General features: G+C 58.1%; 18 protein-coding genes. 11 read left to right on the forward strand and 7 right to left on the reverse strand.

Features of this window, described 5'->3' with window-relative positions:
* Nucleotides 1–3 precede the first annotated feature (3 nt).
* The 3 genes from ACN0TA_RS02665 to ACN0TA_RS02675 all read right to left on the reverse strand — a co-directional run bounded on the left by ACN0TA_RS02665 (nt 4) and on the right by ACN0TA_RS02675 (nt 3173).
* Nucleotides 4–864, reverse strand: a complete 861-nt coding sequence (locus ACN0TA_RS02665; protein WP_417579536.1) for a carbohydrate ABC transporter permease — start codon at nt 862–864, stop codon at nt 4–6.
* On the reverse strand, nt 864–1796 hold the full coding sequence (locus ACN0TA_RS02670) for a carbohydrate ABC transporter permease (protein ID WP_417579538.1): 933 nt from the start codon (nt 1794–1796) through the stop codon (nt 864–866). The genes ACN0TA_RS02665 and ACN0TA_RS02670 overlap by 1 nt, the downstream gene beginning before the upstream one ends.
* A 114-nt stretch (nt 1797–1910) precedes the next feature.
* Nucleotides 1911–3173, reverse strand: a complete 1263-nt coding sequence (locus ACN0TA_RS02675; RefSeq protein ID WP_417579540.1) for an extracellular solute-binding protein — start codon at nt 3171–3173, stop codon at nt 1911–1913.
* Nucleotides 3174–3503: 330 nt separating this feature from the next.
* On the opposite strand from ACN0TA_RS02675, the gene ACN0TA_RS02680 reads away from it, so the two are divergent.
* Genes ACN0TA_RS02680 through ACN0TA_RS02690 form a run of 3 tightly spaced genes read left to right on the forward strand, consistent with a single transcriptional unit; the run spans nt 3504 to nt 8002 of the window.
* Nucleotides 3504–4745: an ROK family protein gene (locus ACN0TA_RS02680; protein WP_417579542.1), complete on the forward strand. Its 1242-nt coding sequence runs from the start codon at nt 3504–3506 to the stop codon at nt 4743–4745.
* Between the two features lie 8 nt (nt 4746–4753).
* Nucleotides 4754–7105 (forward strand): PIG-L family deacetylase, encoded by a 2352-nt coding sequence (locus ACN0TA_RS02685; RefSeq protein ID WP_417579544.1) that lies wholly within the window; start codon nt 4754–4756, stop codon nt 7103–7105.
* Nucleotides 7106–8002 (forward strand): DMT family transporter, encoded by an 897-nt coding sequence (locus tag ACN0TA_RS02690; RefSeq protein WP_417579546.1) that lies wholly within the window; start codon nt 7106–7108, stop codon nt 8000–8002.
* 61 nt (nt 8003–8063) lie between these two features.
* Here ACN0TA_RS02690 and ACN0TA_RS02695 read toward each other — a convergent pair whose 3' ends face one another.
* From ACN0TA_RS02695 to ACN0TA_RS02705, 3 genes are all read right to left on the reverse strand, one after another.
* A complete protein-coding gene (locus ACN0TA_RS02695; RefSeq protein ID WP_417579548.1) occupies nt 8064–10556 on the reverse strand; it encodes a PIG-L family deacetylase in 2493 nt (830 codons plus the stop codon).
* A gap of 235 nt (nt 10557–10791) precedes the next feature.
* Nucleotides 10792–12681 carry a bifunctional sugar phosphate isomerase/epimerase/4-hydroxyphenylpyruvate dioxygenase family protein gene (locus tag ACN0TA_RS02700; RefSeq protein ID WP_417579550.1) on the reverse strand — a complete coding sequence of 630 codons (1890 nt, stop codon included), beginning with the start codon at nt 12679–12681 and terminating at the stop codon, nt 10792–10794.
* Nucleotides 12682–12794: 113 nt separating this feature from the next.
* Nucleotides 12795–13457: a TetR family transcriptional regulator gene (locus ACN0TA_RS02705; RefSeq protein WP_417579552.1), complete on the reverse strand. Its 663-nt coding sequence runs from the start codon at nt 13455–13457 to the stop codon at nt 12795–12797.
* A gap of 172 nt (nt 13458–13629) precedes the next feature.
* Between ACN0TA_RS02705 and ACN0TA_RS02710 the strand changes: the two genes are divergently transcribed.
* Nucleotides 13630–14511 (forward strand): shikimate dehydrogenase, encoded by an 882-nt coding sequence (locus ACN0TA_RS02710; RefSeq protein WP_417579554.1) that lies wholly within the window; start codon nt 13630–13632, stop codon nt 14509–14511.
* A gap of 14 nt (nt 14512–14525) precedes the next feature.
* Here ACN0TA_RS02710 and ACN0TA_RS02715 read toward each other — a convergent pair whose 3' ends face one another.
* Nucleotides 14526–15215 (reverse strand): GntR family transcriptional regulator, encoded by a 690-nt coding sequence (locus tag ACN0TA_RS02715; protein ID WP_417579556.1) that lies wholly within the window; start codon nt 15213–15215, stop codon nt 14526–14528.
* Nucleotides 15216–15479: 264 nt separating this feature from the next.
* Here ACN0TA_RS02715 and dctP point away from each other — a divergent pair, with 264 nt between their 5' ends.
* The 7 genes from dctP (at nt 15480) to ACN0TA_RS02750 (ending at nt 20983) form a co-directional block, all read left to right on the forward strand.
* The gene (gene dctP, locus ACN0TA_RS02720) at nt 15480–16466 is read left to right on the forward strand and encodes a TRAP transporter substrate-binding protein DctP (protein ID WP_417579558.1); all 987 of its coding nucleotides are present in this window, start codon (nt 15480–15482) and stop codon (nt 16464–16466) included.
* A gap of 104 nt (nt 16467–16570) precedes the next feature.
* Nucleotides 16571–17077: a TRAP transporter small permease gene (locus ACN0TA_RS02725; protein ID WP_417579560.1), complete on the forward strand. Its 507-nt coding sequence runs from the start codon at nt 16571–16573 to the stop codon at nt 17075–17077.
* Nucleotides 17074–18375, forward strand: coding sequence for a TRAP transporter large permease (locus ACN0TA_RS02730; RefSeq protein WP_417579562.1), 1302 nt, complete (start codon nt 17074–17076; stop codon nt 18373–18375). The genes ACN0TA_RS02725 and ACN0TA_RS02730 overlap by 4 nt, the downstream gene beginning before the upstream one ends.
* An 18-nt stretch (nt 18376–18393) precedes the next feature.
* Nucleotides 18394–18834, forward strand: a complete 441-nt coding sequence (locus ACN0TA_RS02735) for a type II 3-dehydroquinate dehydratase (protein ID WP_417579564.1) — start codon at nt 18394–18396, stop codon at nt 18832–18834.
* Between the two features lie 2 nt (nt 18835–18836).
* Nucleotides 18837–19253 carry a GlcG/HbpS family heme-binding protein gene (locus ACN0TA_RS02740; RefSeq protein WP_417582029.1) on the forward strand — a complete coding sequence of 139 codons (417 nt, stop codon included), beginning with the start codon at nt 18837–18839 and terminating at the stop codon, nt 19251–19253.
* A gap of 276 nt (nt 19254–19529) precedes the next feature.
* Nucleotides 19530–20423, forward strand: coding sequence for a ThuA domain-containing protein (locus ACN0TA_RS02745; RefSeq protein WP_417579566.1), 894 nt, complete (start codon nt 19530–19532; stop codon nt 20421–20423).
* Nucleotides 20424–20518: 95 nt separating this feature from the next.
* Complete coding sequence (locus tag ACN0TA_RS02750; RefSeq protein WP_417579568.1) at nt 20519–20983, forward strand: c-type cytochrome; 465 nt, start codon at nt 20519–20521, stop codon at nt 20981–20983.
* Nucleotides 20984–21028: the final 45 nt, after the last annotated feature.

Consider the following 21028-nt stretch of genomic DNA (forward strand, 5'->3'; position numbering starts at 1 on the left):
CGATCAGCCCTTTAGTCCTGCCAGCATGACGCCGCGCACGATGTAACGCTGTAGAACGAGGAACACGAGGAGGGTGGGGATGGTGGCGAGCGCTGCGCCCGTCATGATCATTTCCCACTGGATCGATTGTTCGACAGCAAAGCTCGAGAGCCCAACCGGCAGCGTATAGAGTTCGCGGCTGTTGGTGACGATCAGCGGCCAGAAAAATGCTGTCCAATTACCGAGGAAGGTGAAGATGGCCAGTGCCGAGATGGCTGGAGCCACCATGGGCATGGCGATCTTCCACCAGATGGTGAATTCGTTCAGCCCGTCGACACGCGCTGCCTCGAGGAAATCGTCAGGCACAGTTTCAAAGAACTGCTTCATCAGGAATGTGCCGAAAGCCGTCATCATGCCCGGAAACATGATGCCCCAATAGCTGTCGATCCAACCAAGCTGGGCACTCATCAGATACCATGGGATCACCAGCATTTCGGTGGGGATCATAAGGGTCGAAAGGATGGCGATGAAAATCAGATACCGGCCACGGAACTGGAACTTGGCCAGTGTGTATCCGACCAGCGAGTCGAAAAAGACGTTCGACAGCGTGACGCAAACAGCGACCAGCGTTGAGTTGAAGAACCAGCGCACGAAGCGCCCGTCCGACAGCACCTTGATGTAATTGTCAAAGGTGGGTGCGGCAGGGATGAGTCTGAGGTCATAAACCTGACCGGCCGTCTTGAGAGATGTCGAAAACATGAACAATAGCGGCGTTATCATGAGAACGCCGCCGATGAACAGCAGCGTCCATATCAGGATGCGGCCGGGACGGATCGAGGCACTGTTGGATTTGAGCTCGGAACCTGTAGCGACTGTAGCGGTCATCAGCGCGTCCTCAAAACCCAGAGCTGCATCAGGGAAACGATCAGAAGGATGGTGAACAGCACCACCGTCTGCGCCGCCGCGTAGCCCATGTTGAAGGAAGAAAATGCAGTCTGATAGATCATCAGAACCAACGGTTTTGTCGTGTTGAGCGGCCCGCCGGGATCATTGCTGGTCATGTTGTAGACCTGATCGAAAATCCGCAGGAATCCGATCGAGGAAAATACAACAAGAAACACTGTGGTCGGCTTGAGCAACGGCAAGGTGATCTTGCGCAGGATTGCCCATTCGCTCAGCCCGTCAATGCGTGCGGCTTCGTAATAGGTCTGCGGAATGGCCCTGAGCCCCGCCATAAAGATGATGATCTGAAATCCAAGACCCGCCCAGATTGCCGTGACCATGATGGCTGGCAGTGCCTGTTCGGTCGAGCGCAGGAAGGGCTGTGCGGGAAGGCCAACCATGCCGAGAAAACCATTGATGATCCCGATTGGCGGCGGCTGGTAGAACCAGCGCCAGACCCAAGCCATCGCAGCAGCGGTCGTGAGGAAGGGAAGGAAATACAGGGCGCGGATAAAGCTGTGCATGAAGCGTACGCGGTCAAGATAGTAAGCGACGGCGAACGAAATCACGAGACTGATCGGCGTCCCGATAATCAGATAGGCGAACGTATTGCGGAATACCTGCCAGAACAGGGGGTCGTTGTAGAGCTTGACGTAGTTCTCAATGCCGATGAACTGCGCGGGGCGTAGAAGATCCCAGTTCGTGAAGGACAGCCAGAAGGCCTGCACGGTGGGATAAAAGCGGATCACCACGTAAAATACAACGGGCAGGGCCAGGAAGGTCCACACCCAGATCAAGCGCTTCTGTCCGATGCTGAGCCGATTCCAGACCCCGGATCGCTCCCTGGTGTCGGTAACCGATGCTGCCGAAGTCATCGCCTGCCCCTCCTGCTGATTTGCCTAAGCGGTCCGGCCGGGCTTTGGTCCGGCCGGATTGCAATATGATGCTTGAGTGTGGACCGACGAGGTGTCGGTCCACATCTCCCGATTTTACTGATTGGCGAAGAAGGCGTCGAGGATTGCCTGTTCTTCCTCGGCAGCCGCAGCAAGCGAGTCTGCTGGCGACTGTCCCTGCAAGGACATGCGGCTTTCCATGTCGATGGCTACCTGGCGCTGTGCAGCTTCGTCCACGAAGATCGTAGTGTTGGCGTACTCAAGGCCAGCAAGGAATGGGCCGTAAACCGGATCTGCGAGATTTTCTTCGGTCAGGGCAACGTTCTGGCGTGCCGGCAATTCTCCAACGACTTCGAGCCAGATCTCCATGGCTTCGGGCGAGCTGATATAGGCCAGGAACTTTTCCGCAGCCTCGAGCTCTTCACCTTCGGCGCGTGCGCCGATGGCATTGGCAAAATAGCTGGCATAGTTCGAGCGCATGCCCTCGGCATTGGCGGGAAGTTCGGTTACGCCCCACTCGAAATCGGTGATTTCACCGAATGCCCCGAGCCGGAATGTGCCGTCGACGGTCATCGCTGCGCGACCGGCGCGGAAGGCAGCCTGAGGCTCGTCCATGAACGCAACCTGGGTCACGGCATCATCGCCGAGATACAGGTTCGCCTGCCAAGTCGTGGCGGCGATGCCAGCTTCGTCATTATAGGTAACGGTGCGGCCATCGTCGGAATAAGGCTGGCCACCGAACTGGCGGACCAGGCCTTCGCGCCACCACTGGTGGTCCTGTCCGGCCATGCCCATCGCAATGCCGACCGAGGTAATGTTGCCTGCGCCGTCGCGCTCAACAGTGGCCTCTGCCGCTTCAACCAGTTCGTCGAGAGTCTGGGGAGGGCTTTCAGGGTCGAGGCCGGCGGCTTCGAAGATGTCCTTGTTGTAAAACAATGCAAGCGAACGCACGGCAGTCGGCAGGCCCCAATACTGACCGTCACGTTCCATTGCCGAGACGATGGGGAAGAACTCGCCCTCAATCTCTTCGGTTGCGAATGTCGCCGAATCAAGAGGCTGGATCAGCCCGCCGGCGATGAAGTTGTCGAGCCAGCCGTAGAACAACTGCACAACGTCGGGTCCCTGGCCGGCCACATTGGCGGCTACAACACGCGTTTGATAATCGGCGTAGGGGAATGTCTGGTGGTTGACAGTGATGTCGGGGTTGGCTTCTTCGAAATTGGCGATCAGCTGGTCCATGGCCTGTACGCGGGAGTCGAACACATACTGCCAATATTCGATTTCCACGGCCTGGGCCGAACCCAGCGCAGCCAGGCTGACGCCGGCTGAAAGTGCTGTCAACGCGAGTGCTCTACGCATGCTATTGCCTCCTTTGGGGCAGGGAAAGAATCTCCCCTGCGTGATTGTTTGGCGGCGCGGACCCCTCCGTCCACCATGCCTTATGGTCAAATGATGTGCGCTCTCTTGTCAATAAAATAATTTACTTTCGTTATTATCGGCACTCCGACTTGCCAGCTTCGATTAACGCTTGGCGCGGCCCGAAAAATGAGAACAATGCGCTGTCGGCGGCGACTGTCGGCGGTCGGGGCAAGCGCCGCGCCCGATTAAATTAATCTACTTGTGTTATTCGGATGGCCTGCCTAGTCTATTGATCCGATACCGCGCATCCAATCGGCAAAAGGGGACACCTTGACCAGTTCGGAAAAGCATGGTCGTGGCCAGCGCCTCGTCATCGGGTCCAATCCCGAGCGTAATCGTGCCCATAACAGGCGCGTGGTGCTAGAGGTCATTCGTACCCATGGGCATATGGGGCGTACCGAAATCGCCCGGCGCGCCCGCATTACGCCCCAGGCTGTTGCCAACATTGTCGATGAACTCCTGGGCGAGGGCATGCTGGTTCAACTCGGACGGCTGCGCTCTGGACGCGGCCAGCCACCTATCCAGTTTGCGATCAATCCCGATGGCCCATTGACCGGTGGCGTGGAAATCGCCGCCGACCACATCGCGACGACCTTGCTCGACCTGTCGGGGGCCGTTCGGGCGCAGACCATAGCGCCGCTTGAGTCGGCAACACCCGATCAGGTGCCTGCCAGGGTGTCCGATGAGATCGACAGGCTCTGCGCTCAGATCGGCGCCTCGCGCGATCGTCTCATCGGTTTTGGTGCGGTGATGCCCGGACCGTTCGAAATCGAGGGGATGAGTTCGGTCGGCCCGGCAACGCTGCCGGGCTGGAAAGGCATAGACGCCAAGGCGACGTTATCTCTGGCAGTTGGTCAGCCGGTCTCCATTGAAAATGACGCTACTGCCGCGGCTGTTGGCGAACGCCTCTATGGCGCTGGGCGCCAGATTTCCAATTTCTGCTTTCTCTATTTTGGCGTGGGCCTTGGCCTTGGTGTGCTCAAGGACGGTGTTCCCTTGCGTGGCGCCTTCGGCAATGCTGGGGAAATCGGCCATGTCGCCCTCGTGCCCCGCAATGGGGTGCCCATTTATGGGCCGGACGGCGCGCTCGAGCGCTTTGCGTCGCTTTATGCTCTGCGTGAAAAGCTAGGCGCCAGCGGACGCTCCAATATCGATAGCGAGGCCCTTGAGCCGCTCTTCGCTGACAACGACCCAGTGCTCAAAACATGGATTGCCGAGGCCGCCGACTATCTCGCGCCGACGGTCGCAATGATCGAGAATATTTTCGATCCTGAAACCATAGTGTTCGGCGGCAACCTGCCTGACGTTATTCTCGATGCGTTGATCGCCGCGCTCGAACCCTTGCCGGTTTCGGTTTCGACCCGCTCAGGACGCACCCAGCCGCGCGTTGTTCGTGGTCAAACCGGACGGTTTACTGCAGCTTTGGGTGCCGCCGCCCTTGCCCTGCACGATATCTTGTCGCCCCAACTTTCCCTCGAATATTCGCCGTCGGTCGCTGCCGCACGGCCATAGGACTGTCAATGCCCCTATCGCGCTCCGAGCTTTCCCATCGTTTTGCCCAGCGTCGTGCCAGCCCCAGACTTGTTGCGCTGCATCGGGCATTGTCGCGCCTGAAGTCGACAATCACGGTACTCCATACCGGGGCCCATCCCGATGATGAGCAAAATGCAATGCTCGCCTTCATGCGATTTGGGCTCGGCATGCGCACGATCATCGGCTGTTCTACTCGCGGTGAGGGCGGACAGAATACGCTTGGCCCCGAGCGCTCAGGCGCACTTGGCGTCGTGCGCACCCGCGAGCTTGAAGAAGCGGCTCAAGTGATTGATGCCGACGTCGTCTGGTTCGGCTTCGGGCCCTCAGACCCGGTCCATGACTTCGGTTTCTCCAAAAACGGCCATGACACGCTTGAACGCTGGCAGCATGATCTGATCGTTGAACGTATGGTGCTCGCCTATCGCAGCGAGAAGCCAGACATCGTCATTCCTACTTTCCTCGATGTTCCCGGCCAGCATGGCCATCATCGCGCGATGACCATGGCTGCCGAGGAAGCGATAGCGCTGGCTGCGGACGACAGCGCATTTCCCGAGCATTTCGCTCAAGGATTGGCGCCGTGGACTGTCACCAAATACTACCTGCCTGCGTGGTCAGGCGGGGGCTCGACCTATGACGACGAAGTGCCGCCGCCAGCCGAAACTGTAAAGTTCGTCGCAGCGGATACCGATTTCGCCACTGGTGTACCGTTCGATGAAATCGGAGAATGGTCTCGGCTCTATCACGCAAGTCAGGGCATGGGCCGCTGGCCCGAAAACCCGCAGACAGAATGGCCGCTCCATTTGCGTGTGGGGCCTGCCGATTCTGGCGCCATCATCGATAATCTTCCATCGTGCCTCGCCGATATTGCACCTGGGCTCGCTCCAGCAGATGCGGCAATTTCCAAAGCCATCGCCGCGTTTCCCAATATAGACGAGGTCGTTGCGCCGCTGGCGCTGGCGCTCGAAATCATCGAAGCGCAACTTGATGCAATCCCAGCCGAACACGTTCATCGCATCGAGACAATGATTGCCGACCTTGAAGCTGCCATGCTGGCCACAACGGGTGTCGATTGTGTTGCTGCGCTTGACAGGCCGCTCGTGTCGCAAGGTCAGGCAATCGACCTGACCCTGACGCTGCGCGGCGTGCCCGATGACGTTGCCATTGATCTGATATTGCCGGACGGTGTTTCGATCATCGCGCAATCGCCGGGCCGATATACACTCGAAGTTGCTCCCGATGCGCCGATTACCGAGCCGTTCACACAGTCTTTTTCCGCTTCGGGCGCCAATGGCGATGCGTGCGTAATCCTCACCCTTGCTATAGCGGGCCGCTCGATTTCGCGCGCCTTTGGCCTTGAACGTCCGCTGACGATTGTTCCTGCGGCTTCCGTTAGCCTTTCCCCACGCGCTGTGCTGGTGGCCACAGGTGTTCCGTTTTCCGATGTATCGGTGGAAGCTCGTATTGAGGGCGCCGCAAGCCACCTGAGTCTATCGCACGCCGACGGCGTTGAATTTGCGCCCACCAAGGAAGGCTTTAACCTTTCGAGCGCGGGATTGCCCGCGGGGCGCTATACGCTTGATGCTCTTCTTGATGAGGCCCCGGCCTTTACCGCCAGTGCCATCGATTACGCCCACATCGGCAAGAACGTATTCCTCGCTCCGGCGCGCATGGATATCCTCGCGCTTGATCTTGCACTCCCCAAAGACCGTCGCGTTGGTTATGTCGGTGGTGGCGCCGACAATGTCAGCTTGTGGCTCAAGCGCATGGGCTTCGAGGTGACCGAACTCGATGCCCTCGCGCTTTCGGAAGACCTGTCGGGCTTTCCTGCCATCGTGGTTGGCATTTTCGCTTTCGGGCTGCGTCCCGATCTGGCGGCGAGCACCACAGCGCTGCATGCCTATGTCGAGGCTGGGGGCAATCTCGTCACCCTTTATCATCGTCCCTGGGACGGTTGGACCCCGGACGTGGTTCCTCCGCGCTTTCTCAAGATTGGCCAGCCCTCATTGCGTTGGCGTGTTACCAATCCGCAGGCCCCGGTCGAGATAGTTGCTGCCAACAATCGCGTGCTCGCCGGTCCCAATCCTATCACGACACGTGATTTTGATGGGTGGAACAAGGAACGCGGTCTCTATTTTGCCGCCGAGTGGGATGAAGCCTACACCCCACTTCTTTCGATGAGCGACAAGGGCGAGAGCGCCCTCGCAGGTGCTCTGTTGACAGCGGAAATCGGCAAGGGTCGGCATACGCATACCAGCCTGGTCCTGCACCATCAGCTGGACCATCTGGTACCCGGCGCATTCCGCATCATGGCCAATCTCGTGGCGGGTGGCCGCATGTAAATGGCCGATCCGGCACCCTCTTATCGCAACGGCATCGCATGGCTTCTGGCCGATATGGCTCTGGTCACGGCGATGACGGTGCTCGTTAAATTCGAGGGCGCCGTGTATCCGGCAATCCAGCTTGTGTTTATGCGCTCGCTGGTTGGCCTGGTGTCCATTTTGCCCTTGGCGTGGCGCAAGCGACGCGCCGTAATTGGAACGAAACAGCCGTTACGTCACCTTGTGCGGGTGGGCTGTAATACGGCTGCCCTTACCTGCAACTTTACTGCACTGACCGCCCTGCCATTGGCGTTGGTCAATGCCATCGGTTTCATGCGGCCCCTTGTCGTCATGCTTTTTGCGGCCTGGTTGCTTGCCGAAAAAATCGCGCCAGTGCGTTGGGTCGGAGCCGCCATCGGGTTTGGCGGAATTATGGTCATTCTTGCGCCGGGAGAGGTTGTATTCTCGTGGGGCCTGGCGGCAGCGTTCGGCTCGGTGCTGTTCGGTTCGCTTGCTGTCATTCAGATCCGCGCCATGGAGCATGAGGACACCGCTGTCCTCATGGTCTTTTACACTGTCGGGCTCTCAGTGTTGACCGCACTTCCTGCCGCTTACGTCTGGCAGGAGGTCGCAATTGGCGATTGGCCAATGCTTCTGGCCATCGGTATTTTAGCGCAGATCGGCCAATACTGCTTCTTGCGCGCCTACCAATCCACGCCGGCGCGGATACTGGCGCCCATTGGCTATCTGTCCATCGGTTTTGCTGCGCTCGCAGGGTTCGTCTTTTTCAACGAAATCCCGTCCTGGGCAACGATCGTTGGCGTTGGCATCATTCTCGTTGCGCTGCAATCGACAAACATGCTCGAAGCCGCAGCAAGCCGGCGAAAGGCCAATGTCGAAACTGATCGTACCCCATAGGCCCGAAAAAAAACGCCCCGGCGAGCCGGGGCGCTTGTCGTTACAACCGATCTTTTGGCAACTATTCGGCCGGCTGCACGAGATTGGCCAGAAGGCGGAAGGCACCTGGAACCAGATGGTCGAGCTGGTGATGCAGGATCAGGCTGGTATGGGTATGCCGACCGGCGCCGATCTGGGCCGAAAGCAGTGAGCCGTCCAGCGCGTCTTCGCCGCTATCGTGCATCGAGAGCAGGGGCTTGTAGGCTTCATCCCATTCCTCTGCAAAATAGAGGCCACGCTCCTTGTCCCAATTCGCCCAGTCATCGGCCCCGATTGTGTTGGGGTAGTTGAGCAGCGGATGGTCTGGCTCGAGTACGCCGACTTCGGCATTCGGGTCAGTCACCCTGAAGCGGATCGAGGGTGAGCCGATCTTGAGATAGGCGACCGGTATGGTTTCCGGATCCCAGCCGTCCGAGGGGCGATGGTAAAGGGTCACCAGATGCCCCCCGTTGCGCACCCAATCGTGGATGGCTTCGATGTTTTCGGCAAGGTCGGGGCGACGGCCGAAAGCAAAGATACCGACCACTATGGTTTGCAGGTCGGTGTAGGTTCCGCTCGAAATATCTTCGGGCGAAAGTTCCACGACTTCCAGACCAAGCCGGTCCATCCACAGACCGACATTGTCGTTGCCACCCGACACATACCCGATCCTCTTGACCGAAGGGAGTTCGGCGCCAACGGCTTGTACCGGAACAGACACTGCTGTTGGCACGACTGAACGTCCGATGTGGGGATAGGTGAAGGTATCGATCTGATAGGCCTGCTCGCCCAAGAGTTCGGGCTCGATGTCGAAGCGCGACTGCGCGAGCCCATCGGGCGGAACCAGTTCGAAAGTGCCGCTCATGTCGGAGGCGCGGTTGGTCTCGTCGAGAGCCCAGCCATCTGGCACCGGCATGGTCAGGTCGGCGAGTGTAGCGTTGTTCAAGGTCGCGGTCAGCGGGACCGGCCCCAACGCAGCAGTCGTATTGAAGACCACGGCGTTTGGCTCGATGGTCATCGAAGCCTTGGGGATGACGCGCAACTGGTCCTCGAGATCGACATCGAGCACCACTGTCCGTCCGGCGATGGCGAGCGAGACCTTGGTATAGGCGTCGCCATTGCCGCCAAGCGGGTCGAACTCTTCACTCAACGGGTTTGTGTAGCTGGCGTCTTCGGCAACCGAAACGGTATCCCCCGATGCCATAAGGCCATCGCGGGCGACAATTTCCACGCCCTCGATCGTCACATCATCCGGGCCGTCCACCATGGTCTTGATGACCACTTCTTCTCCCGGCGTGACATCCCCACCTTCAGTATACGAGCGGATCTGCACACCGGCGGCAGCAGCCAGCACCTGATCGATCTCCTTGACCTTGCGATCCAGACGATGGGCAACGCGTCCTGCCAAGGCGTCGGGCAGTGTTTCTCGGGCCATGTCGATGGCTTCGCCAACCCGTGCAACTTTTTCCAGTACCACGACAGGGTCGCCATAATCGGCGATAGCTTCCTCGATCAGCCCCTGGGCTTCGCGCAGCGCTTCGGCCGTGTCGCCTGGCATGCCATCGAGTTCCGCGATATCGCCGACAGTTGCAATGAGCCCCTCACGGATGTCGTTTTCCGCTCCGCCTTCGCCACCGCCGGAGACGCGAGAAAGATTGAGCTCCCATTCGGTCTGTGGTTCGGGCCGCCAGCGGCCCATGCGCTGCGTGAGGTGGCACGAGCGGGACCATTCGCCCATCTGGGGGAAGGTGGCTCCGGAAATCTTGTCGCGCTCGGGCGCGGTCACGACCAGTGTTACGGGCGGAGGAGGGACTTCATCATCATAGACGCCGCCGCCGCCGCCATAAGCCGGCTGGTAGATTTTCGGCACTTCCCAGGTGTCGAGGCCGCTGGCGATCTGGTCGGGGAATTCTGCTGCATTGCCCGACAGCTCGGCCGCGATGAACGTCGCTACATTGGCCGCTCGGTGGTGCCCGTGTTGGCCGGGGACATCGAGGAAGCAGTTCATGATAATGTCGGGCTTGTACTTGCGGAACGCGGCCGTCATGCGCTCGACAATCTTGTCTCGGCCCCACTGGTCGATTGTCTCGTCGGGGTCTTTGGAAAATCCGAAATCGTGGACCGAATCGGTATGCCCGAAACTGCCGAATGCCAGCGAGGCATCGAGCGAGCGTGAGGCTTCTTCCATTTCGCGCGTACGCAGCACGCCAAGAACCGAGCCGAGTTCGGGCCCAATCGAGTTCTGGCCGCCTTCGCCGCGCGTGATGGCATAGACCACAGGATGAATGCCATAGACGTGGCGTAGCGCCGCGAGCATAGCCGAAGGTTCGTCATCGGGGTGAGCCCCGGTGGTCATGATCGTTGCCGTCGAAGTCAAACGCTCAAGACGGCGATAGAGGGTAACGATGGCTGGCTCCAGCTTTTGCTGTGCAATCAAATCGAGATCGCTGAGTGGAGCTGCCCAAGCCGGGATGTGCGTAGCGGCATACATCGCTGGCAAGGACGCAATAAACATGCGTCGTGTGATCTTGGTCATCGGGACAATCCTACCTTTGAATTTTCGCTCGATGGCCGGTTCTTCCGACCTGCTCACTGGATCTTTTTGTCCAATTGGACCCGAGTATGCGCTGCCAAAAACAATAACACAAGTGAGTTACTTTATTGGGCCGAGTGTCGATCTTCCGGCTCGCTGGCACTGGCTTGAGGGCTGTGACGAGCATTTCGCAAAGCAGAAATCGCGGATTTCATCAAAAAAAATATTGGGACACGCGTTAGCGTGCAGGGATTTTCCGGTCCTTGAGTGATCGCTTTTGTGCTGCAATTCTGAACTGAGCGTTGGGTGCGCCATAGCCGTTATAGCCATAGCGTCGCTCGACAATTTCAAAAAAGAATCCGTCGCCGTAGAGCGATGAATAGAGCTGGAAATACTCCCCCTCGCCATCGCGGTCATAGAGGATGTTGTGGGCCTTGAGCCGGTTGACGAAGCTGTCTTCCAGGCCGAAGCGGGCCTGAAGATCGGCAAAATAGTTGGGAGAGATTTCCAGGAAGGCAAACCCGGTGTCCTTGAGCGCAGCGGCTGTGCCGAAAATGTCGCTTGAGGCGAAGGCGATGTGTTGGACCGACGAGCCAAAACTCTCCGAAATGAAATGGCCCGCCAGCGTAGAGCGCTGATCGGCGCCATTGAGCGTAAACCGGATGGTGCCCGAAGTGTTCTCGATCACCTGAGAGCGCACCAGGCCTGCCGGGTCGACAACATCGAGCATCGGGGTTTTCCGCGTATCGAACAGCGTTGTGTAAAACAGCAGCCAAGTGAGCAGTTCTTCATAATTCATGGTCTGGCCCACATGGTCGATATGGGTGATCCCCATGTCAGGCGTTGCCGGCACTGAGACTGGGTTGAACTCTGTTTCCCAGACCTTGACCAATGCGGTTTTGCCGTCAACGAAGTGCATCAACCCACCGCCAACTCCGCGAATGGCCGGAATCTTGAGCTCGCCCGGTCCGACTGGCTGCTCGAACGTCTCGGCTCCCAAAGCGCGCGCGCGGTCCACAGTGGCTTGCGCGTCCTCGACCCTGAGCCCGATGTCGCACACACAGGTGCCATGCATGAGATAGGCAGAGTGAGCAAAACCTTCGCGCTCGGTGTTGATGACAATATTGACCCCACCGGTTCGATACAGATCGACATCCTTGGCAATATGGCGGCCGGCATGAGCAAAGCCCATCGAGCCCAACAAGGTCCTTAGGTCTTCGGCTTCTGCCTCGTTGGCGGCGAACTCGATGAACTCGACCCCTTCGACGGCGATTGGGGCCGGCATGGGGGCGAGGTCGGTCCTGATGGCCGGTTCGGTGCGTCGCACGGCGTCCATCAACGCAATCAGCGACCGGTGGCCGTCGGCCGCGATTGTGCCGGGCGATCCGCCGCGAAACTGGTCGTTGAATATCTCAAGCGACCACATGCCCGCATACCCGGTTGCCGCAACGGCAGCCGCAAAGCCGGTCACATCGAGATCGCCCTGTCCGGGCATTGTGCGAAAATGTCGGCTCCAATAAAGCAGGTCCATGTCGATCAGCGGCGCGTCCGCCAATTGCACAAAGAAGATTTTGTCGCCCGGTATTGATCGGATTGTTTGAGGGTCGATCTTGCGGGCTATGGTGTGAAAGCTGTCGACGATCAGCCCGACATTGGCATGATCGGCGCGCCGCACGATTTCCCACGCATCACGGTGATCGTTGACATGCCGCCCCCAAGCCAGCGCTTCGTACCCGATGCGCAAGCCGCGCCTTTCCGCGCGCTCGCCCAATTCGCGGAGGTCAGCTGCGGCGCGATCGATCCCGCCTAGCGCGGCGGGCGAAACATTCGAGCAAATCAGCACCAGGTCGGTGCCCAATTCTTCCATCACATCGAATTTGCGCTCTGCCCTGTCCAATGCTCGCCCGCGTTCAGGTTCGGGCAGGCCCTCAAAATCCCTGAAGGGCTGGAACAGCGCGATTTCCAGCCCATGATCGCGCACCATCCGACCCACTTCGACTGGTCCGCCATCGAAGGCCAGAAAGTCGTTTTCGAAAATCTCGATCCCGTCGAATCCCGCCCCGGCGATCGCCGCAAGCTTCTCGCGAAAGTCACCGCTGATCGACACCGTCGCAATCGAGGTTTTCATTGCCGCTCCTAAAACATACGAACTGGTTCGTACATTCTATAGATGCCGGACGTGCACGGTCAATCCGCTGCCCGCGTTTCACAGCGCCTCAAATCCAGGAGAAAAAAGCGAGGTCAGATAAATTCCGGTTTGGCCAGATAGCGGAACACCATGTCGATAGTGTTCTGGCGCAGGCTGGCCTGACTGTCGGCAGAGCCCATATCGCGGCCAAAAAGATGAGAAAACGTTGCCCTGTTCGACACATTAAAAAAGCACAATGCGCTGATCTGCCAGTGAATTTCCATGGGATCCAGGCCATCACGGAATACGCCGTCCTCCACACCCTTTGCATAGATCGACCCGATCCGGGCAATGGCAGCCTCGTTTACCGTTTTCAATCCGGGCGAGCGCTCCATGTAACGGCCCGAATGAATGTTCTCGATCATCACCATGCGGATGAAATCCTCATGTTCTGAATGATGGTCGAACGTGAACCCGACGAGCCGACGTAGCCCCTCCAGGGGAGGCAGGCTTTCGATATCGAGTTGGGCCTCGCCCTCGCGCACCACGCGATATGCGTTTTCCAGCGCGCTGACATACAGGCCCTCCTTGTCCCCAAAATAGTAGTAGATCATCCGCTTGCTGGCGCGCGTCTTCTCAGCGATCTCGTCGATTCGTGCCCCGGCCAGCCCGTTCAGCGCAAACTCGTTGGATGCGACCTCGATAATGTTGCGCCGCGTCCCTTCGGGATCCTGCTGGCGCCGGCTTGGCCGCTTTGTGTCTTCGGTATTGCTCAATATCCCGCCCTCGCCACAGCGCTTGGCCGATTGACTAAACTAACTAGTTCGTACATTAATCACCTATTGTCGCGCCTGCATTTAGGTCGAGACACTGAAAAAACACAAGGGCGCCAAAGCGCTCGAGGGGATGGACTTGACTGCGGTCTCATCACGAACAGGATCTTCAGGCATGACGAATTTGGGCAACGGCCTTGCTGAACTGCTCGATATCGGCGCCAAGGGGGCCATTCATATTGGTTTGCTCGGTCGCGGCATCGGTGCATCTTTGTCCCCGACCATGCACAGGCAGGAAGGTGAGCGCCAGGGCATTGACTATCATTACCACCTTATCGATTTCGACGCTTTGCATCTGGGCAATGAAAATTTGGGCGACATCGTTGATCTGCTCGAAAAGGTCGGTTTTCGTGGCGTCAATGTTACCCACCCGTTCAAGCAAGCCGTTCTTGATCACCTCAATCAACTCGCGCCCGATGCCAGCGAGATTGGTGCCGTCAACACTGTGATCTTTGATGGCGGGCAGCGGATCGGCCACAACACCGACTGCTGGGGGTTTGCTGAAAGCTTCCGGCTGGGGCTGCCCGATTCGCCACGCAAGCATGTGCTGCAAATCGGAGCAGGGGGTGCTGGCGCTGCAGTTGCGCGTGCGCTGATCGAGGTCGGCGTTAAAAGTCTTTCGGTGCTCGATACCGACGCAATTCGGAGCCAGGCGCTCGCCGCGCGCATGCAGGATATGGGCTATTCGGTGAATGCCCTAACCGAGATTGGCGCGCTGACTGGATTTGATGGAATCGTAAATGCAACGCCCATCGGCATGGACAAATATCCCGGCACGCCCGTTGCGCCGAAGCTTCTGAACGCCGGCCAATGGGTTGCCGACATCATTTACTTCCCGCGCGAAACCGAGTTGGTACGACGCGCGGCTTTGATCGGATGTGCCACGTTGCCTGGCACCGGAATGGCAATCTTCCAGGCGGTCAAAGCGTTCGAGCTGTTCACCGGGCGCGTGCCCTCGCGTGAGGAAATGACCCGCAGCTTTGAGGCAGCAGCGTAATCGGGAGGCTCCTCCTAGAGCCTGCCAGTGCTCAGGATATGGTCGATGCCCGAATGGATGTGCTGGGCCAGCTTGGCCTGCGCTCCGGCTACATCGCGCTCCAGCGCCAGCCGGAACAGTTCCTTGTGATCTTCCGATACCCCGTCGCCGCGAAAACTGACCGCGAGCAGGTGGTAGCGCATGAATCTGTCGAAAATAGATTGGTGTATGGCCAGCAGAGATTTCGAGCCACAGGCCGAAATCAGAGCGTGGTGAAATGCGAAATCATACTTGATCCACTCGAAAGTGCGGTTCGCGTCCCCGCCCAGCAGTGCCTTTTCAATCGATGACAGCTTGTGATGGGCTGCAACGACGTTGGCCTCCCAGTCGAGATCGCCGGCGGCAAATGAAAGCGCAAGCGCATGGTTCTCGAGGACGAGCCGCAAATCGCCGACTTCGCGGAGATTGTCCACCGAGGCAGGGCTGACTTCGAAGCCACGCTGCCCCTCGGCCACCACCAGATCCTCCGTGGTCAGTCGATTGAGAATTTCGCGCAGTGTGGAAACACTGACCCCGTATTTGCTTTTAAGGTGCTCGAGCTTGAGCTTTTGCCCGGGCTTTAGGTCACCTGAGACAATGTCGCCGCGGATCTTGCGAAAGGCCTGTTCGCCAACGGTATCGGAAATGTCGTCCATTGTGTCGTGCAGCGGTTTTGCGTTTGCCATGATTGTTTATTCCCCGTCGGCTGTTCCTGCCACGTCTTCGCGCGCTTGTCACCTTCACGTTATCACAGCGTAAAATTGTTTCATATGAGATTTTGAAAATTGACAGACGTTATTGATAAAGATAGACGCATAGTCAGCAGGTGGAATGCTGCTTGACATAAACGAACTAGTTCGTACATTCGGCTCAGGCGACAGAAAGGGGAGATGTCGCGCGTCGTGACGCTGCGCCAATCATCGCCTGAGGTAACAAGGAGGAAAATCGCAATGCTATTAAATCTCACCCGTCGGGCCGTGATGCTCGGCTCGGTTGCTGTTGCCGCAGCGGTATCGATGCCGGTGATGGCCCAGGATGCACAGACGCTTCGGTTCTCGGCTGTGTTCTCCGATCAGGATATTCGCGCCGGCATGATGGGCCAGTTCGCCGATGCGGTTCGCGACATTGCCACCATCGAGCCCTATTACGGCGGCACCTTGTTCCGTCAGGGCACCGAGCTTGTCGCGTTGCAGCGCGGCAATCTCGAAATGGGCAATATCGCGCCCCAGGACATTTCCAATCAGATCCCCGAATGGTCGCTTCTGACTTCGGCCTATCTGTTCCGTGATGCGGACCATCTGCGCGCATTTTTTGACAGCGAAGTTGGCGATCAGTTCAAGCAGATGGCTGAAGAACAGCTTGGCATTCACATTCTCGGCCCGACATATTTTGGTGCGCGTCAGGTCGGTCTTCGTATCGACAAGGAAATTCAGACACCCGCCGATATGGAAGGCGTTCGTCTGCGCATGCCCGGTGGTGATGCCTGGCAGTTCCTTGGCAGCGCCATTGGCGCCAGCCCCACCCCGATGGACTACGCAGAGGTCTATACCGGCCTTCAGACCGGCGCCATCGACGGCCAGGACAATCCCCTTCCCAACGTCCAGAACATGAAGTTCTACGAAGTGATGGATCAGATCGTTCTGACCTCGCACCTCATCGGCTACGACCTTCTGGTCATTTCGTCCGATGCATGGAATGCGATGTCAGCAGAAGATCAGGAAGCCTTCGAAGCTGCAGCCGCCGAGGCGATCGATTGGAGCCAGGCCGAACACATCGCCATGGAAGATCAATTGATCGGTGAATTCGAAGATGCCGGTCTCAACATCTACGAGCCCGATCAGGACGCCTTCCGCGCCTATGCGCAGGAGCAGTACCTGAACGCGGACATTTCGGCCAGCTGGCCCGAAGGTGCGCTCGAGGCGATCAACGCTCTTTAATGGCAAATGTCGGGCGCCGTGGTTATTGCCGCGGCGCCCTTTCTGTATTTCCCTGATATCGCACCGGCTCGGATAGATGTCGTTCCAAGGGAGAGGAGTTCCTCATGTCCGGACTATTGCGCGTTGGGCGCTGGCTTGCTGCACGGGCCGAAAACGTTCTGGCGCTCATGCTGGCTGCCATGTTCGCGCTTTTTATCCTGCAAATCGTCTTTCGGTACGGCCTTCGCATGCAGGGTGGCTGGGCTTATGAGCTCAGCGCAATTTTATGGGTCTGGATTGTCCTGTTCGGTGCGACATTCGTCTTGCGCTCGCGCGACGAAGTGCGCCTCGATATTGTCTATAGCTCGGTGAGTTCGCGCGCCCGGCGCATAATGACAGTGATTTCGGCGATCGCGCTTGTTGCCCTTTTCGGTGTCGCACTGCCCGCCATCATCGACTACGTGCTCTTCATGAAGGTGGAAAAGACCGCCTATCTCAAGATCCGCTACGATTACGTCTACTCAATCTTCGTCGTTTTCACGGTTGTGACCATGGCTCGCTTCATCTGGCGTGCAGGTGTCGCCGTGTGGGGCAAGGATGCCGATGACGAGCTTGAAGGCTCCGCACAATGATCTTTCTTGACCCCTTCTTTCTCTGCATTGCGTCAATTCTGGTTCTGGCCGTTCTCGGCCTGCCCATTGGGCTATCGATGATCGCCGGATCGATCCTCTATCTCTTTATGTCGGGCCTCGACATGGGCATCGCGGCCGAGCAGTTCCTCAACCGCATGTATTCCAATTACATTATCCTCGCGGTGCCACTGTTCATTCTTGCTGCCGAGTTCATGAACACAGGCTCGCTCTCGGATCGGCTCTTGGCCTGGTGCAACGCGGTTGTTGGTCGGTTCCGGGGCGGGTTGGCCCAGGTCAACGTGCTGCAGTCGATGGTGTTTGCCGGCATGTCTGGGTCTGCCATTGCCGATGCTGCCGGTACCGGCAAGATGATCTATTCGCTCATGACGCGCGACGGCAAATATCCTGCCTCGTTCGCTGCGGCGCTCACAGCGTCTTCCGCGGTCATCGGGCCGATCATTCCACCATCGATTCCAATGGTTCTCTACGCGCTGGTTTCAGATGCCTCCATTGGCTATCTGTTCCTCGGCGGTATCATTCCTGGCGCCATCATGGGCCTCTCGCTGGCGTTCATTGTCTATTTCAAGGCGCGTGCTAACGACTTTCCGGTCGAAGATCCTCTGCCGCTGCGTGAACTTCCCGCCATCACCTGGCGGTCGCTCCCGGCGCTGATGATGCCCGTGGTTTTGCTGTTCTGCATCTACAGCGGTATCACCACGCCAACCGAAGCCGCGGCTGTAGCAGCAGCTTACGCGCTCATCATTTCGATCGTTCTTTACCGCTCGATCAGCCTCAAGAGCTTTTATCAGTCGCTGGTGACGTCATCTAAGACAACGGTGTCGATCGGCATGCTGATCGCCGGTGCGCTGGTTCTCAATTATGTGGTGACTGTCGAAAATATCCCGGCCAGCCTCAGTACGATCCTGACCGAATGGAACCTCGACCCGATTACCTTTCTGATCTTCGTCAATGTCGTGCTCCTGCTTCTCGGGTGCATGCTTGAAGGGACGGCAATCATCCTGATTATCGTGCCGGTTCTCGTGCCGTCGGCCGCGGCGCTCGGCATCGATCTGGTCCATTTCGGTGTCGTTGTCGTCATCAATGTGATGATTGGCCTTATCACCCCGCCTTACGGCATGCTGCTATTTGTCATGCAGTCAATATCGAAGGCCAAACTGCGCCATATCGTCGGCGATACACTTCCCTTCCTTGGCGCCCTCCTGTTGGCGCTGATCCTGTTCACCTTCGTTCCCGATATCGTCCTCTGGCTGCCGCGCATGTTCGGTTATCAGGCTTAGTTTTCGAAAGTTCGCGTAATGACCAAACCCATATTCGTGCTCAATGGTCCCAATCTCAACCGGCTTGGCCTGAGGGAGCCCGAGCTATACGGAACGACCACGCTCGCAGAGGTCGAGGCACTCTGCCGCGCAAATTCGGGCGGCCGCTCAGTGGCGTTTCGCCAAACCAATTCCGAGGAGCGTATGATCGATTGGGTCCACGAAGCGATCGATGATGCAGCGGGGATAATCATCAATCCTGCCGCGTTTACCTTCACTTCGCTGGCACTGCTCGACGCGCTCAAGATGTTTCCGGGTCCGATTTTCGAGTTCCACATCACCAATGTTCATCGGCGCGAAGCCCTGTACCATCACTCCTATGTTTCAAAGGTGGCGACTTCTGTCTTGGCGGGACTCGGCGCTGAGGGTTATGCGCTTGCCATGCAGGCCATGTGTGCCCGCAAGGATTTGCTGGCTTGACGATGCAAAAGGCGTCTCTTCCATTGGCCAGCGCTGAAGCGGTCGTACGGGCGGCGATGGATAGCGGGCGCGAGCTGGGGCTCGCGTTGGCCGTCGCTATAGTTGACGATGGCGGATGGTCCCGGATCCAGACACGCATGGATGACACGTTTCCCGCTGCTGTAGATGCTGCGCTGGCAAAAGCCCGAAGCGCCGCCCTGTTCAGAAGGCCGACTTCTGAGTTTTCCCGGCGCGTCAAAGACGGCATGCCACTGGCCCATTTGCCGCACGTGGTGCCGCTCGGCGGTGGCGTGCTGCTTGAACGCGATGGTGTTTTATATGGCGCCCTGGGCCTGAGCGGCGCGCGGGAGGATACAGAAACGACGCTGGCCGAAGCCATCGCCACCCAATTTGCTACCGGGAAAATTGCAACGCGCTAGAGCTTGATGGCCGCTGAGCCACGGTCCCGGCCCCAGATTATCCATTTCATTCAAATTGGCGCCTGACACATCTTTGTGTCGGGCTTTTCGGTATTGCGTGTTTTAACGTCTAAAATGGCTATTAGCATATGAAATGAAAAATCTCATATTAAATGTTGCATGGCTGATTTTATCGTGCAATCAATCGCGCAGGGTCGGGATCGGCGGCAGGCTGGCGCAGGTCGTCGCGTCTGAAGACGTTGCCGACCGACTGGAGACTTTGGAGGAGTTCAACTAATGACCAAGCTGATCGCACGCCTTGCAGGTGCAGCTGCTATGCTCGCTGCCGTGACGAGCATGCCCGTTCTCGCGCAGCAACCAGAGCAATACACGACATTCGAGAAATACGGCTTTTGCGGCAGCGTCGACGATAGCTGCTACAATGATTGGTACGATCGTACATCGGGCGAAGAGGAACCTTGGAAGGTCTTCATCTTCTCCCACGTCGCAGCAGGCGTGAACCCCCATGACAATCGCGACGCGGGCGTTGAAGCGCTGACCGATCTGCTTGAAGAACAGGGCTACGAGGTTACTGCCAGCCAGGACCCTGCCGACCTCGAAAGCGGATTTGCACTGCGTCCCTATGATGCAATCGTGTTTTTCAACACCGGCCGTGATGCTGTTTCGAGCCTGGGGATGATGGCTCTGCGGATCTATGTCGAAGGCGGTGGCGGTTTTGTCGGTATCCACAACGCCTTTGGTACCAACTTCAACTCGACTTGGTTTGAGGGCCTGCTTGGTGCGCAGCTCTACGATCATGGCCCGCGGCAGGCAGGCACGGTCATCGTTGAGAGCGAGAACGACGTGTCGGTCGCTCATCTCACTGAGGGTGCCCAGTTCAACGACGAGGAATTTTACAATCTCAATCCCGATCCGCGCTGGTTGAGCGATGTGCGTATCCTGCTCAGCGTCGATAACGCTTCGCGCGAAGAAGGGATTTCTGGCTATTACGGAAATCCGGGCATGGGAGACACCAATCCAGTGTCCTGGTGCCATTACTACGACGGCGGTCGGGCATGGCTCACCACGCTTGGGCACAGCTTTGAAGTGCTTGAAGACGAGAACTGGCGCCAGCATGTGCTTGGCGGCATCGACAGCGCGATGGGTAAAGAACCCTTCTGTCAGGAATAGTCCATTCCCACGAGCAGGCTTGCCGGATGCGCCCGACGCGGTCCGGTAGGCCCTCGGCTGCTTTGCTTTCCATCATACCAAGAGTGGAGTTCTCAGTGAAAACGCGCCCCCACCCATCAAAAATGCCGCATTTCTCATCGACCAGGCGCGGCCTTGGTTGCGCCCTTGTTCTCACCGGTCTTATCGCCTTCCCGGCAATAGCCCAGGACTACGGGCTTGAGGGTGGCGCCATCGGGGTTGAGCAGGTTGAACGCGGCCAGCAGGAATATCTGGACAATTGTGCGAGCTGCCATGGTGAAGATCTGCACTCGGTACTTTCCACGGCACCCGATCTTACCGGCTCCGTTTTCAAGTATGGATGGGCCGGCCAGACGGTTGGCGCGAAATACAATGTGATCTCGGCAACAATGCCCGCAGGCATGGGCGGATCGCTGTCGGACCAGACCTATATCGATATCGTCGCCTACATCCTGTCGGTCAACGGTATTGCCACAAGCGATGATGGCGAACTGCCGGCCGACCCCGAAGCCCTTCAATCAATCACCATTGCTGCGCCGTGATCGATCTCCCGTTTGAGGAAAGCGGCGCGATATCCATTGTGGAGG

The organism is Pelagibacterium sp., assembly GCF_048264985.1.
Lineage (GTDB): Bacteria > Pseudomonadota > Alphaproteobacteria > Rhizobiales > Devosiaceae > Pelagibacterium.

Coding starts and splice junctions, on each gene's coding strand:
- ACN0TA_RS02665 (WP_417579536.1), bottom strand. CDS start 864: ATGACCGCTACAGTCGCTACAGGTTCCGAGCTCAAATCCAACAGTGCC.
- ACN0TA_RS02670 (WP_417579538.1), bottom strand. CDS start 1,796: ATGACTTCGGCAGCATCGGTTACCGACACCAGGGAGCGATCCGGGGTC.
- ACN0TA_RS02675 (WP_417579540.1), bottom strand. CDS start 3,173: ATGCGTAGAGCACTCGCGTTGACAGCACTTTCAGCCGGCGTCAGCCTG.
- ACN0TA_RS02685 (WP_417579544.1), top strand. CDS start 4,754: ATGCCCCTATCGCGCTCCGAGCTTTCCCATCGTTTTGCCCAGCGTCGT.
- ACN0TA_RS02690 (WP_417579546.1), top strand. CDS start 7,106: ATGGCCGATCCGGCACCCTCTTATCGCAACGGCATCGCATGGCTTCTG.
- ACN0TA_RS02695 (WP_417579548.1), bottom strand. CDS start 10,556: ATGACCAAGATCACACGACGCATGTTTATTGCGTCCTTGCCAGCGATG.
- ACN0TA_RS02700 (WP_417579550.1), bottom strand. CDS start 12,681: ATGAAAACCTCGATTGCGACGGTGTCGATCAGCGGTGACTTTCGCGAG.
- ACN0TA_RS02710 (WP_417579554.1), top strand. CDS start 13,630: ATGACGAATTTGGGCAACGGCCTTGCTGAACTGCTCGATATCGGCGCC.
- ACN0TA_RS02715 (WP_417579556.1), bottom strand. CDS start 15,215: ATGGCAAACGCAAAACCGCTGCACGACACAATGGACGACATTTCCGAT.
- dctP (WP_417579558.1), top strand. CDS start 15,480: ATGCTATTAAATCTCACCCGTCGGGCCGTGATGCTCGGCTCGGTTGCT.
- ACN0TA_RS02725 (WP_417579560.1), top strand. CDS start 16,571: ATGTCCGGACTATTGCGCGTTGGGCGCTGGCTTGCTGCACGGGCCGAA.
- ACN0TA_RS02730 (WP_417579562.1), top strand. CDS start 17,074: ATGATCTTTCTTGACCCCTTCTTTCTCTGCATTGCGTCAATTCTGGTT.
- ACN0TA_RS02735 (WP_417579564.1), top strand. CDS start 18,394: ATGACCAAACCCATATTCGTGCTCAATGGTCCCAATCTCAACCGGCTT.
- ACN0TA_RS02740 (WP_417582029.1), top strand. CDS start 18,837: ATGCAAAAGGCGTCTCTTCCATTGGCCAGCGCTGAAGCGGTCGTACGG.
- ACN0TA_RS02745 (WP_417579566.1), top strand. CDS start 19,530: ATGACCAAGCTGATCGCACGCCTTGCAGGTGCAGCTGCTATGCTCGCT.